The sequence below is a fragment of the Pseudomonas sp. Pseu.R1 genome (assembly GCF_045764065.1).
Classification (GTDB): Bacteria; Pseudomonadota; Gammaproteobacteria; order Pseudomonadales; family Pseudomonadaceae; genus Aquipseudomonas.
Genome location: NZ_JBJGEE020000001.1, coordinates 239,677 through 252,312, shown reverse-complemented (window position 1 = coordinate 252,312; position 12,636 = coordinate 239,677). Strand labels below are relative to the sequence as shown.

The window sequence follows — 12,636 nt, the reverse complement described above, 5'->3', positions numbered from 1 at the left end:
TATCTCGCTTAGAACGAGCGTGGCAGTTCGAGTAGGTGCTCGGCGACGTAGGAAAGAATCAGGTTGGTGGAGATCGGCGCGACCTGATACAGACGGGTCTCGCGGAATTTGCGCTCCACGTCGTACTCGTTGGCAAAGCCGAAACCGCCGTGGGTCTGCAGGCAGGCGTTGGCTGCTTCCCACGACGCCTTGGCCGCCAGATACTTGGCCATGTTGGCCGCCGCACCTGCGTTCTTGCCGCTGTCGTATTCTTCGCAGGCGCGCCAGCGCATCAGGTCCGCCGCTTCGATCTCGATATGCGCTTCGGCAATCGGGAACTGCACGCCCTGGTTCTGCCCGATCGGACGACCAAACACCACACGATCGCGGGCATAGGCCGCGGATTTTTCGATGAACCACCGGCCATCGCCAATGCACTCGGCGGCGATCAGGGTGCGCTCGGCGTTGAGGCCGTCGAGGATGTACCTGAAGCCTTTGCCTTCCTCACCGATCAGGCTGCTGGCAGGCAATTCGAGGTTGTCGAAGAACAGCTCGTTGGTCTCGTGGTTGACCATGTTGGCGATGGGCTGAACGGTCAGGCCGTTGCCGATGGCTTCACGCAAATCGACCAAGAAGATCGACATGCCTTCGGATTTCTTCTTTACCTCGGCCAGCGGCGTGGTGCGCGCCAGCAGGATCATCAGGTCCGAGTGCTGGATGCGCGAGATCCAGACCTTCTGGCCGTTGATCACGTACTTGTCGCCCTGTTTGACGGCGGTGGTCTTGATCTTGGTGGTGTCGGTGCCGGTGGTCGGCTCGGTCACGCCCATCGATTGCAGGCGCAACTCGCCGCTGGCGAGCTTGGGCAGGTAGTAGCTTTTCTGCGCGTCGCTGCCGTGACGCAGCAGGGTGAACATGTTGTACATCTGGCCGTGAATGGTGCCGGAATTGCCGCCACAATGATTGACCTCTTCAAGGATCAATGACGCCTCAGCCAGCCCAAGACCGGAACCGCCATACTCTTCGGGGATCATCGCCGACAGCCAGCCAGCTTCGGTCATAGCGGTGACAAACGCTTCAGGAAAGCCTTTATCTTCATCGATCTTGCGCCAGTATTCGGCCGGAAACTCGGCACACAGGGCGCGTACGCCTTCGCGAATGGCATTGAGTTCTTCGGTGTTGTAGGACATCGGGTGTTTCCTCGCAATAGGTGCCCGCAACGCTGGCGGGCGCATCGTGTACAGATCAGTCGAAATAAACTTCGGCGCGTTGACACAAGCCTCTGGCGTTACTTGCCCACAGTTCTGCGACGCCGGAATTGATGTGCTGCCCCCCCACTTGAAACGCATCGGGAGCGATGAGCGGGCGTAATCCGCGAAAGGCAAAGCGCCGCACACGGGCCAGAGGATTGGCGTGGACAAAAGCCGCCAGGCAAAGGGTTGCGGTCAGCGGCCCGTGCACCACCAGATTGGGATAGCCTTCAACTTCCGTGACGTAAGGCAAGTCAATGTGGATGCGATGGGCGTTGAAGGTCAGGGCCGAGTAGCGAAACAACAGAACTGGACTTGGGACAATGTTTTCGACCCAATCGGATTCGGGAACCAGCTCCCCCATGCTCAGCTTGGGTGGACTTGGCTCGCGATAAACGATGTCTTGCTCCTCACTGATGCACAGCTGCTCTTGCTGCCAGTACTCATGAAACAGCGTGACGAACAGGAGAGATCCGCTGTCGCCGGTTTTCTCGGTAATCTTTTCGATTCGAGTCCGACGGGTCGCCGACCCGCCTACGCGCAAGGGATGATGAAAGCTCAGGCGCCCACCCGCCCACATGCGGTTGCGTCCATGGGCAGGGGGCATGAATCCGCCTAAGGCCGGGTGGCCGTCTGGCCCTAGATCGCTGGTATTGGCCGGGTCCAGGAAGAAGCACCAGTGCCATAGCCACGGCAACTCGTCGCCTGCCTTCGGCACTGGCGCGTTAAAGGTGGCGGCGATGCGTTGGATCAGGTTGTCGCTGAGCTGTTCTTGTACTTCCAGAGTACGTCCCAGCCATTGGGATGGATCGAAGCTGAGCATGTCGTGCATCCATTGGAGTTATGCGCGCATCATGCAAGCCGTCTGCGAGGGGGAGGAATTCGATTTTGCAGAAGACAGTTTCAACCAAAGACTAAACCACCCGGCTGCACGTGCGCGCCCCCAGGTCATTAGCCCCGGCGAAAGGCCGCCTTTCGCGATACAAAATTGCAGCGAGGCCGACCGACCAACCATGCTGGACACATTGCTCATCATCGAGGTTTGGCTGCAATGAAAGACGCGCTGATCGTTTCTCCACTTCGCACGCCCATCGGCAAGTTTGGCGGAGCGTTGGCTCCATTGACCGCCGATCAACTGGCTGCACAGATGATCCAGCAACTGCTGGCGCGTGTTTCAATTGCGCCGCAAACGCTGGACGAAGTCATCGTCGCGCAATCCTATTCCTCCAGTGAGGCGCCCTGCATGGGACGCTATGCGGCGCTGGCAGCGGGGTTGCCTATCGAGGTACCTGGCTACACTCTGGACCGTCGTTGCGGTTCGGGGCTGCAAGTTGTCATCGACGCTTCGATGCAAGTACAGACAGGCCATGCACACGCCGTGCTGGTGGTGGGTGTCGAAAGCATGAGCAACATCGAGTACTACAGCACGGACATGCGCTGGGGAGCGCGAGCGGGCAGCGTGCGTTTTCATGACCGCCTTGAGCGTGGCCGCGAGCGATCACAACCTGTGGAGCGCTTCGGTCACATCTCCGGCATGCCCGAGACCGCGGATAATCTGGCCAGAGACTACGGCATCACCCGTGAGCAAGCGGACAGTTTTGCGGTGCGAAGCCACTTGAATGCGGCCGCCGCCTGGCGCGAAGGGCGATTTGCCGACGAGGTTATTGCCGTGGACGTTCCTGGCAAGCGCAACAGCGTAAACCGCGTGGAGATGGACGAGGGCATTCGCGAGGACGCCAGCGTGGAAACCATGAGCCAGCTGCGGTTACTGCGCCCGGAAGGTGTCTGTACTGCGGGTAATTCCAGTCAGCAGAACGATGCTGCTGCTGCCTGTCTGGTGGTCTCGGCTGAGTACGCTGCGCGTCACGGGCTTACGCCAATCGCGCGACTTGTGGATTGGGCCGCTGCAGGTTGCGACCCTTCGCGCATGGGCATCGGTCCGGTTCCCGCTACAGCCAAGCTGCTTGCGCGCACCGGCCTTACCCTGGACGACCTGGATTTGATCGAGGTCAATGAAGCTTTCGCCGCCCAAGCGCTGGCGGTTCTCAAGGCCTGGGACTTGAAAGATTTCTCCAGAGTCAATGTCAACGGATCGGGGATTTCCCTTGGCCACCCCATTGGCGCCACTGGTGTGCGCATCATGACGACGTTGCTTCATGAACTGCGACGTCGCGAAGCGCGTTACGGGCTGGAAACCATGTGTATCGGTGGTGGGCAAGGACTGGCGGCCCTGTTCGAACGGCTCTGATTAACCCTGGCGCCAACGGGTCTTAGCGACGTGTTAACAGGATCTTAACGAGAAACCAAAAGCGCCCATGGCAACCATGGGCAGATAATTCGAAGGACGTCGGCGATTGCCGCACACTAACAAGAACTGATGAGGTGCAATGCGATGATGCAGTCCCGCATGATCGGCGACATTAAAGTGACGCGTATCCTTGAGTACGCAGGTCCGACCCATGATCCAGCATTCCTGTTTCCAAAGATGGAAGCTGGAGTGTTGCAGGAGCACAGGGGCCTGATGGCGCCGAATCACTGGATCGAGCACATGAACAAGCTGTTGGTGACGATCCAGTTTTGGGTGGTTCATGCCGGCAGCAACATCATCGTGATCGACACCGGCGTCGGCAACTTCAAACCTCGCCCCGGTATTGCGCGGATGAACATGCTCAACACGCTGGTGCGCGAGTGGATGATCGCCGCCGGTGCCCCTCCTGAGAAGGTGACCCATGTGGTCATCACCCATTTGCACTCCGATCATGTCGGCTGGAACACCACCTGGCAGGATGGCCGCTGGGTGCCGACCTTCCCCAATGCGAACTATTACTTCCCCAAAGATGACTTTGACTTCTGTTATCAGGGCAAGAACAAGGAAGCGGGGGTCATCGATGTGTTTGGCGAGTCGTTTTTCGACAGTGTCATGCCGATCGTCAACGAAGGGCTGGCGAAGATGATGTTGCCTGGCGAGGAGATCGCCGACTGCCTGCAAGTCGAGGCCGCGCCTGGTCACAGCCCGGGCCAAGTGACCTTCCGCGTGCGCTCTCAAAAGGAAGAGGGCATCTTTTGCGGCGACATTCTCCATAGTCCCATCCAGATCGTGCGTCCCGACATCAACTCCGGGTACTGCATCTGGGAAGATATTGCGCGCAAGACGCGCCTGGACTTCCTCAATCGCGCCGCCGACAGCGAAGCGTTGATCATGCCGGTGCACTTCGGTGAACCACATTGCGGATTCATCCGGCGTCAGGGCGACGGGTTTGCTTTCGAACCTTCTCACTGGTGATCAGCAGAGCTCCCCGGCGGCAATCGCGAGGCCGTTGGGGAGCCGCCTAGGAGCGCCCCTAGCCAGACACAATGCCTGCGGGTACAGTTCGTTTCTACCGGCAAGAAGTTCCTCCTCATGGCGATGCATTTCGATATCACTGATTTCCGCTTGTTCATCAATATTGCGGAGACCAGCAGTCTGACGCGCGGTGCCGAGCGCTCGTTTCTCTCTGTGCCTGCCACCAGTAACCGCATCAAAAACCTCGAAGAAAATCTGGGTATCCGATTGCTCGAGCGCTCGCCGCAAGGTGTGACCCTGACCAATGCTGGCAAAACGTATCTGCAGCATGCCCGGGTAATCCTTTCCCAACTGACGATGCTCACCGGTGATCTGCAGCAGTACACCGATGGCCTCAAGGGCCAACTGCGGTTGCAGGCCAACACCACAGCCGTTACCGAATACCTGCCGCCTGTGGTCGGTGATTACTTGATCAGCCATCCCGATGTGCACATCGACATGCGCGAGCGGCTCAGCGATGACATCGTCCGTGCGGTGCGCGACGGCAGTACCGATCTTGGCATCGTTTCAGGCAGCGTCGTGACCGATGGTTTGCAGAGCGTACCGATCGTGTCGAGTCGCTTGATGGTCATTGCTCCTCTGGGGCATCCGATCCTTGAACAACAGGAGGTATTCTTCAAGGATGCGCTCAATTACGCCTTCGTCTCACTGCTGGAAGGCAGCGCGATCAACGTTTTTTTGAGCCGTGCCGCCGCCTCGCTGCACCTGCCATTGACCATTCGTGTGCAGGTCGCCAGTTCTGACGCTATCTTTCGCATGGTCGAGGCAGGCGCTGGTATCGCGATCGTGCCTCAGGCCAGCTATGACCGCCTCAAGGACAGGCAAAAGATTGGCGCATGCCAACTGGTCGATCCGTGGGCGCTGCGCACGTTCCAACTGTGCGCCCAGGACTTCGACAGTCTGTCGACTTTCGCCCGGGAGTTCGCCGATTGCCTGATCGCGCGCTATCGCGCCGACTGATCGCACACGCAAACCGGAACACCACCTACCTTCTTCAAGCCTGGATGCGTCGCCGGCATCGGTGACGCTGCGCACTCATGGGTATCGATCCTCGCCTGACGGGCTATTTAATCGAGCGTTAATTCGTCCTTTCGAAGTCCGAAATTGTGGCCGAAGGAGCACGCTGGCAATCTCGTTCCTACGCGGGGTACCGCCTTGCGCACTGCGAGCCAGTCTTATGCCTGGCCAAAAGAACGAATAAGGAAGGGTCGCGATGATCAATAAGTTGTTACCGAGCCCCGCTCAAGCGCTGGCGGATATTCCCGATGGAGCTGTTGTGGCTGTTGGCGGTTTCGGCGGGGCTGGTATGCCCGACGACTTGATTCAGGCGCTGATCGCCCAAGGAGCCCGTAACCTGACGCTGGTGAGCAACAACGCAGGGCAGGGCGATATTGGTTTGGCCGCGCTGCTCAAGACCGGCCAGGTGCGCAAGATCCTGTGCTCCTACCCGCGCATGGTGGGTTCCTACGTGTTCGAAGAGCTCTACCGGGCGGGCAAGATCGAGCTCGAAATCGTCCCGCAGGGCAATCTCGCCGAGCGCCTGCGCGCCGCCGGTTGCGGCATCGGGGGTTTCTATACGCCTACAGGCTACGGAACGTTGCTGGCCCAGGGCAAGGAAACCCGCCTGATCGATGGACGCCACTATGTGTTCGAGTCCCCGATTCATGTCGACTATGCACTGATCAATGCGCAGGCCGGGGACCGCTGGGGCAATCTCGTTTATCGCAAAACCGCGCGCAATTTCAGCCCGGTGATGGCCATGGCTGCCCGTAACACCATCGCATCGGTCGGCCGGGTGGTTGAGCTGGGTGAGCTTGATCCCGAGCACGTCGTCACACCAGGCATTTTTGTCAAACACATTGTTCAACGCACAGCTGTGCCGTTGACTCAGCATCAGGTTGGGTGAGCTATGGATAAAGAAACGCGCAATGCAATGGCGATCAGGGTCGCGCGTGACATCCCTGAAGGCGCCTATGTCAATCTGGGTATCGGCCTTCCTACCTTGGTGGCGAATCATTTGCCAGAGGACAAGGACATTTTCCTGCACAGTGAAAACGGTGTGCTTGGCCGTTGGGTGGCCGCGCCCAGTGGTGAAGAAGACTGGGACATGATCAACGCCGGGAAAGAGCCTATCAAACCGTCCCCAGGCGTTGTGTTCTTTCATCACGCCGACTCGTTCGGGATGATGCGCGGTGGCCACCTCGATATCTGCGTGCTGGGGGCATTTCAGGTGGCTGCCAATGGAGACCTTGCCAACTGGCACACCGGTGCACCTGACGCAATACCGGCCGTAGGCGGCGCCATGGACCTGGCCATCGGCGCCAAGCGTATCTTCGTGATGATGGATCACTTGAGCAAGGACGGGCAGAGCAAGTTTTTGGCGGCCTGTACCTACCCGCTGACCGGCCTGGGCTGTGTCAGCCGCGTCTATACCGATCTGGCGACACTGGAATTGACGCCTGAAGGGGTGAAGGTTCTGGAGTTGGTGGGGGGCATCACTCCCGAATGCTTGCAGGAAATCACCCCCGTGCCGCTGGACATGAGCGCCATCACCCAGCCGTCGACGGCTGCCTGACAGGATGTCTGCCGTGGCGCTTTACGGGTCTTTGCCTTCCTGGGACCAGCGGGATTTGGCCGAACTGCTGACCTTGGACTCGGATGGACAAAATCGCTTTCGTAGCCACGTCTGCGATATCAATGTTCACGGCGAGGTCTATGGCGGGCAATTGCTCGCGCAGGCTTTGTGGGCGGCTGCTCAAAGCGTTCGCGCCCGCAGTCCCAGTGTTCTGCAGATGACTGCGCTGCAAGCAGCGCACACCCGCAATGCTGTGGAGTTCAGTGTGGAAACGCTGCAGGACGATTCGCGCTTTTCGTATCGACACGTTTATGGCGTGCAGGGTACTGGCCTGATCTTCAGCGCGAGTGTCGCTTTCAAGCAGCCCGAGCGAGACTTGAGGCAATCCTCGCGATTCGACGTTCAGGTGCCGGATCCGGAAAGTCTGCCGACCCTTGACCAGATGGTCCCCAGTCACGACCGCAGGTCAGCCTGCTTTCAATTGCGTTTTACGGGTAACAAGGTACTGGATGTCCGGCCAATCCACGCTCAGGCCTCAGAGCTCACACAGACAGGGCCTGGCCTAGAGGGCTACTGGATACGCCTGAGTGAGGCTTTGCCGGATGAAGGATGTTTGCACCACGCGGCACTGGCTTACATGTCCGAGTGCTGGCTCACTAATTTGTCGCCCATCGCGCCTGCCGGCCTTGATCGTTCGCCTCTTTTTTCCACCCGAAAGCTCAACCATAGCCTGTGGTTCCACAGCGCCGATATCAACGCCAATGACTGGTCATTGTTCCTCCATGACCCTGTCAGAAACGATGGTGTGAGGGATCTTGTGACCACACGTATTTATCGACGCAACGGTCAACTGCTGGCCAGCCTGACTCAGGACATCCTGATGTCTCTGCAGGGCTGAAGGGGGGCTGTTCGACAAATCAAAAGAGGGGCTTTCGTAACGGGAAATGGGCGAACCCCTGAAACTGACGCATGCTGCGTAAGCCGACTCACAAGCTGCCCGGCGGCGTTATCTAATGCGCTGGTGACCTGACCGCAGTCGCCACTCCAATAACAAGAAGGACGTGCAAAATGTTTGATTGGTACAGGGCAGGTTCGCCTCGCGAACGCAAAACCTTCTGGGCATGCTTTTCCGGCTGGGCGCTGGATTCGTATGACATGCAGATGTTCAGCTTCCTGCTTCCAACCATCATCGCACTTTGGGGGCTGACCAAGGCAGAAGCCGGGATGGTCGGTACAGCCGCGCTGCTTTCGGCCGCTGTGGGCGGGTGGATCGCCGGTATCCTGAGCGACCGCTACGGCCGTGTACGCCTGCTGATTTTCTCCATCATCTGGTTCACGTTCTTTGGCGTAGTGGCAGGTTTTGCCCAGAACTTTGAGCAGTTGCTGATCGCGCGAACGCTCCAGGGTTTTGGCTTTGGCGGGGAATGGGCCGTAGGCGCCGCATTGATGGCCGAAGTGATCAAGCCTGCGCACCGTGGTCGCGCCATGGGCTTTGTGCAGTCCGGATTCTCCTTGGGCTGGGCCGGCGCTGTGTTGATCATCACGGTGATTCTCGCTTCGTTCCCGCCTGAACTGGCATGGCGGGTGGCTTTCTGGTTCGGAGTCGTACCTGCGCTGGTCGTGCTGTACATCCGCCGCCATGTTCAGGACTCGGACGCTTTCGTTCAGGCGCTCGCCAGCCCGGCACCCAAAGCATCGGTATGGACCGTCTTCCAGACTCAGTATGTGAAGCTGACGATGCTTTCGAGCATTCTGGTGATCGGTCTGCAGGCCGGCAGCTACGTCATTCTGGTCTGGATACCCTCGTTGCTCAAGGAGCGCGGGGTTGAGTCAGGTTCTTTGATTGCCACGATCCTGGTCATGGCTGCAGGGTGCTTCGCCGGGTTTGCCAGCACGGCCTATCTGGCCGACAGGCTCGGCAGGCGCCCGACGTTGATCCTGCTCTCGCTTGTCTCCTGGGTGGTCACCGTCACTTACATGTTCATCCCGCTCAACCCGTTGATCACCCACATCATGGGTTTTCTGGTGGGCTTCGCAGCCATCGGCATGTACGCCGCGCTTGGGCCGTTTCTGAGCGAATTATTCCCAACCCATGTTCGTACCACCTGTATGGGTTTTTCTTACAACGTCGGCAAATCTCTGGGCGCAACCGCCATCACCGGTGTGGGTCTGCTATCAGGACACGTCGGTCTGGCGCAGGCCATCGGCATTTTCTGCCTGGCTGCCTATGCCATTTCCGTCATCGCTTTGCTGCTTCTGCCCGAGACCAAAGGCATCAGCATCCAGGAGCTGGACGCGCAGGACCCGAACGCGTCCGTCCACGAAACCTCATCTCCCAAGAACCCGAAGACCGCCTGACGAGCGCCTTCAGCCAGCCATTAGAGGCCCATATGATTCGTATCCTTTACCTTCTGGTTAAGCCCGACAGCATGACCCACGAGCAGTTCGAGAAGGAATGTGTCGTTCACTTCCAGATGTCTGACGGCATGCCGGGCTTGCACAAATATGAAGTGCGTCTGGTTGACCGCAATCCGACCGATACTCATGTGCCTTATCTGGATGTGGGTCGCATTGACGCAATTGGCGAATGCTGGTTCGAAAGCGAAGCCGCGTATCAGGTTTACATGGACTCGGATATCCGTAAGGCCTGGTTCGAGCATGGCAAATATTTCATTGGAAAACTCAAGCCGTTCGTCACTAAGGACGTGGTTTGAGTCCGCACGTTGCAAATGGCCTTACACCTCTGTCTATCAGGAGCACACCATGCTGTATTGCGTAGAAATGACCGTGAATATTCCTCGTGACATTCCCGCAGACGAAGTTGAAAAAATCAAAGTTGCCGAGAAGGCACGGGCTGTCGAGTTGCAAGAATCCGGCAAGTGGCCGCATCTGTGGCGCGTCGTTGGGAAGTACTCGAACATCAGCATCCTGGACGTCGACAGCAATGACGAACTCCATGCGCTGTTATCCAGCCTGCCGCTGTTCCCGTACATGACCATCCAGGTCACTCCATTGGCCAAGCATCCGTCGTCGATTTTCTGATGTCCATGGCGGCCCCTGGCGGGCCGCTTTTTCACTCTGAGCTCTGTCACAGGGGCCAACCGTGCTTCCACGACGAGCTCTTTGCGTGAGCTCTCAAAAATGCCTCTCGAACTCAATCCTGCCTCTCCTGACTTTTCCAGCCTGATCCACCCCGGCGCTACCCTATTGTGGGGGCAGGCCAATGCCGAGCCAGTAACGCTGACGCGGGCGCTCTTGGCGCAGCGCCACGACTTCAAGCGGCTGCGCATCATGCTGGGCATAGCCGGTAGCGATACGTGTCTGCCCGAACACGCCGACGCGGTCGATTTTTTCGCGTACTGTGGCGCTGGCAGTAATCGTGCCCTGGCAGATGCCGGTGTTCTGGACATCCTGCCCATTCACTATTCCCAAATGACGCAGATGCTGCGCAGCGGCGAGCTGCACATTGACGTCCTGATGCTGCAGCTGTCGCCCGCCGACGCTCATGGTCGCCATAGCCTGAGTCTGGCCAATGAATACCTGGTCGCGGCCCTTGAGCACGCCACTGTCGTAATTGGGGAAGTCAACCGACAGGCCCCTTGGACTTACGGCGAGCGCACACTGAGCCTGACGGATCTCGACGCGGTCATGTATACCGATCGCAGCCCCTTGACCAGCGGCAGCGCAACGATCCGCGCTATCGACACCCAGATTGCCTGGCATATCGCACAGCTCGTGGAGGATGGCTCGACTTTGCAGACCGGGATCGGTGCAATCCCCGACGCCGTGCTCGGCGCGCTGACCGATCATCGAAACCTGGGTGTGCATTCCGGCAGCATAGGTGACGGCGTCATGCGTCTGATGCAGAACGGAGTAATCAACAACTCGCGCAAGACTCGCGATACGGGGGTGAGCATCGGTGGCATCCTGATGGGCAGCCAGACACTCCACCAGTTCGCTCACCGTAACGACGCTCTTCAACTGCGTTCGACAAGCTACACCCATGACGCCCAGGTATTGGCGAGCCTTGACCGTCTGGTGGCGATCAACTCTGCCGTGGAGGTCGATCTATCAGGTCAGATCAATTCCGAAGCCGCCGCAGGGAGTTACCTTGGGGCGGTCGGTGGCGCACTGGATTTCATGCGCGGTGCGCAGCAATCGCGAGGGGGGTTACCTGTCATTGCGTTGCCATCGAGCGCGGGCGCCAAAAGCCGAATCGTGCCTCGACTCAATGGCCCGGTAACCATCCCGCGCAGTGATGCCGGGTTGATCGTTACGGAACATGGCGTAGCCGACCTGCGGGGGCTGACCATCAAACAACGGGTTCGCAAGATGCTCGATATTGCGTCACCTCAGCACCAGGCAGACCTGGAACAGGCGTGGGCAAGCGGGGGGATCGCCGGGCGTTAAACATCTGCGCTAAACGGTATACCCAATGCGCAAAAGCCCCGTCACAACGACGGGGCTTTTGCCAGAGGAAGGGCAATCAGGTGAGATTGTCCCGTCTGATGTTCGGGGTCGGTCTTCACTGGCCCATGCGAGGACGATGGCTGCGCCGCTGGGCTTCGGGGCTCACTGCGCTCTGTAGCTGAAAGTCGAATCTGAGCTCGGCGAATCGTCGCCCGTCCAGACCACGCGCTTTTGAGGCATCAGGGTTGTCGTTGATCACCGCCTCACCCACCAGCCCCTCGCGGGTGGCGTAAGCAAAGTCATCCCAGAGGTAGGCATCACCTGCCAGATTGATTTGGCTCGTCAGGTGACGATGACCGTCGGCGCTGACGAACACATGAATGTGCGCAGGACGCTGCCCGTGGCGACCAATCGCATTCAGACACTCCTGAGCAGGGCCGTGCGGATCCAGACCATAACCACTGGGAATGATACTGCGCGCCCTGTATCGACCCTCGGCGTCGGTCTGTATACGGCGTCGCAGGTTGAACTCCGATTGACTAGGGTCGAAAAAAGAGTAGGTGCCATTGGTGTTGGCCTGCCACATATCGACGACCGCCCCGGCAACGGGCTTGCCGGCGGTGTCACGCACCACGCCCTCGATGAACAGCGGCGTGGCAACGTCGTCCTCGCTGCCATCGTCCATGCGCGTCTGGCCCACGCTCAAAGGCGCGTTGGCAACGTAAAGAGGCCCTTCGATGGTTCTGGGTGTTCCACCTGTGAGGCCTGCCTGTGCGTCCTTGGCATCCTGCAGCAGGTCAATGAAGTGCTCCAGGCTCAAACCTGGCAGCAGAAGACCGAACTCGGTGTGCTTACCGACCCTGTTCATCAGGTCGACGGCAATCCAGAACTCATCTTCGGTCACCTCAAGGTCTTCGATGACCTTGGCGGCGTCGGTGATAAGGCGCAGCAGAATCTGCTTGAGCCTGGGGCTCCCTTGATCGTTGTTGAGGCCGGCAGCCTCCTTGAAAAGGGCCTGGACTTCTGGCGTGTGGCTGATTTTTACGGTCATGTTCTATACCTCTTTTTTGTTGTAGGGG

Annotated in this window: 13 protein-coding genes; 10 read left to right on the top strand and 3 right to left on the bottom strand. The window is 58.8% G+C overall.

Annotated features, from left to right (window positions below; genetic code table 11):
- Nucleotides 1-8: 8 nt before the first annotated feature.
- Nucleotides 9-1,169, bottom strand: coding sequence for an acyl-CoA dehydrogenase family protein (locus ACI5GA_RS01145; RefSeq protein ID WP_404640250.1), 1,161 nt, complete (start codon nucleotides 1,167-1,169; stop codon nucleotides 9-11).
- A 55-nt stretch (nucleotides 1,170-1,224) separates the two neighbouring features.
- Nucleotides 1,225-2,052: an FAS1-like dehydratase domain-containing protein gene (locus tag ACI5GA_RS01140; protein ID WP_404640252.1), complete on the bottom strand. Its 828-nt coding sequence runs from the start codon at nucleotides 2,050-2,052 to the stop codon at nucleotides 1,225-1,227.
- A 228-nt stretch (nucleotides 2,053-2,280) separates the two neighbouring features.
- On the opposite strand from ACI5GA_RS01140, the gene ACI5GA_RS01135 reads away from it, so the two are divergent.
- From ACI5GA_RS01135 to ACI5GA_RS01090, 10 genes are all read left to right on the top strand, one after another.
- Nucleotides 2,281-3,477, top strand: coding sequence for an acetyl-CoA C-acetyltransferase (locus tag ACI5GA_RS01135; RefSeq protein ID WP_421421227.1), 1,197 nt, complete (start codon nucleotides 2,281-2,283; stop codon nucleotides 3,475-3,477).
- 144 nt (nucleotides 3,478-3,621) lie between these two features.
- Nucleotides 3,622-4,512, top strand: a complete 891-nt coding sequence (locus ACI5GA_RS01130; protein ID WP_404640256.1) for an MBL fold metallo-hydrolase — start codon at nucleotides 3,622-3,624, stop codon at nucleotides 4,510-4,512.
- Between the two features lie 117 nt (nucleotides 4,513-4,629).
- Nucleotides 4,630-5,532 (top strand): LysR substrate-binding domain-containing protein, encoded by a 903-nt coding sequence (locus ACI5GA_RS01125; protein ID WP_404640258.1) that lies wholly within the window; start codon nucleotides 4,630-4,632, stop codon nucleotides 5,530-5,532.
- Nucleotides 5,533-5,785: 253 nt separating this feature from the next.
- Entirely contained in the window at nucleotides 5,786-6,478 is a 693-nt protein-coding gene (locus tag ACI5GA_RS01120) for a 3-oxoacid CoA-transferase subunit A (protein ID WP_404640260.1), read from the top strand.
- A gap of 3 nt (nucleotides 6,479-6,481) precedes the next feature.
- Nucleotides 6,482-7,147 (top strand): 3-oxoacid CoA-transferase subunit B, encoded by a 666-nt coding sequence (locus ACI5GA_RS01115; protein WP_404640262.1) that lies wholly within the window; start codon nucleotides 6,482-6,484, stop codon nucleotides 7,145-7,147.
- 13 nt (nucleotides 7,148-7,160) lie between these two features.
- Nucleotides 7,161-8,045, top strand: a complete 885-nt coding sequence (locus ACI5GA_RS01110) for an acyl-CoA thioesterase (protein ID WP_404640264.1) — start codon at nucleotides 7,161-7,163, stop codon at nucleotides 8,043-8,045.
- 170 nt (nucleotides 8,046-8,215) lie between these two features.
- Complete coding sequence (locus ACI5GA_RS01105) at nucleotides 8,216-9,505, top strand: MFS transporter (RefSeq protein WP_404640266.1); 1,290 nt, start codon at nucleotides 8,216-8,218, stop codon at nucleotides 9,503-9,505.
- 32 nt (nucleotides 9,506-9,537) lie between these two features.
- The gene (locus tag ACI5GA_RS01100; protein WP_404640268.1) at nucleotides 9,538-9,861 is read left to right on the top strand and encodes a 4-methylmuconolactone methylisomerase; all 324 of its coding nucleotides are present in this window, start codon (nucleotides 9,538-9,540) and stop codon (nucleotides 9,859-9,861) included.
- 49 nt (nucleotides 9,862-9,910) lie between these two features.
- Nucleotides 9,911-10,189, top strand: coding sequence for a muconolactone Delta-isomerase (gene catC, locus ACI5GA_RS01095; RefSeq protein ID WP_404640270.1), 279 nt, complete (start codon nucleotides 9,911-9,913; stop codon nucleotides 10,187-10,189).
- Between the two features lie 99 nt (nucleotides 10,190-10,288).
- Nucleotides 10,289-11,557 (top strand): acetyl-CoA hydrolase/transferase family protein, encoded by a 1,269-nt coding sequence (locus tag ACI5GA_RS01090; RefSeq protein WP_404640271.1) that lies wholly within the window; start codon nucleotides 10,289-10,291, stop codon nucleotides 11,555-11,557.
- A gap of 115 nt (nucleotides 11,558-11,672) precedes the next feature.
- Here the strand turns inward: ACI5GA_RS01090 and catA are convergent, their stop codons facing one another.
- Nucleotides 11,673-12,608 carry a catechol 1,2-dioxygenase gene (catA, locus tag ACI5GA_RS01085; protein ID WP_404640272.1) on the bottom strand — a complete coding sequence of 312 codons (936 nt, stop codon included), beginning with the start codon at nucleotides 12,606-12,608 and terminating at the stop codon, nucleotides 11,673-11,675.
- Nucleotides 12,609-12,636 lie beyond the last annotated feature (28 nt).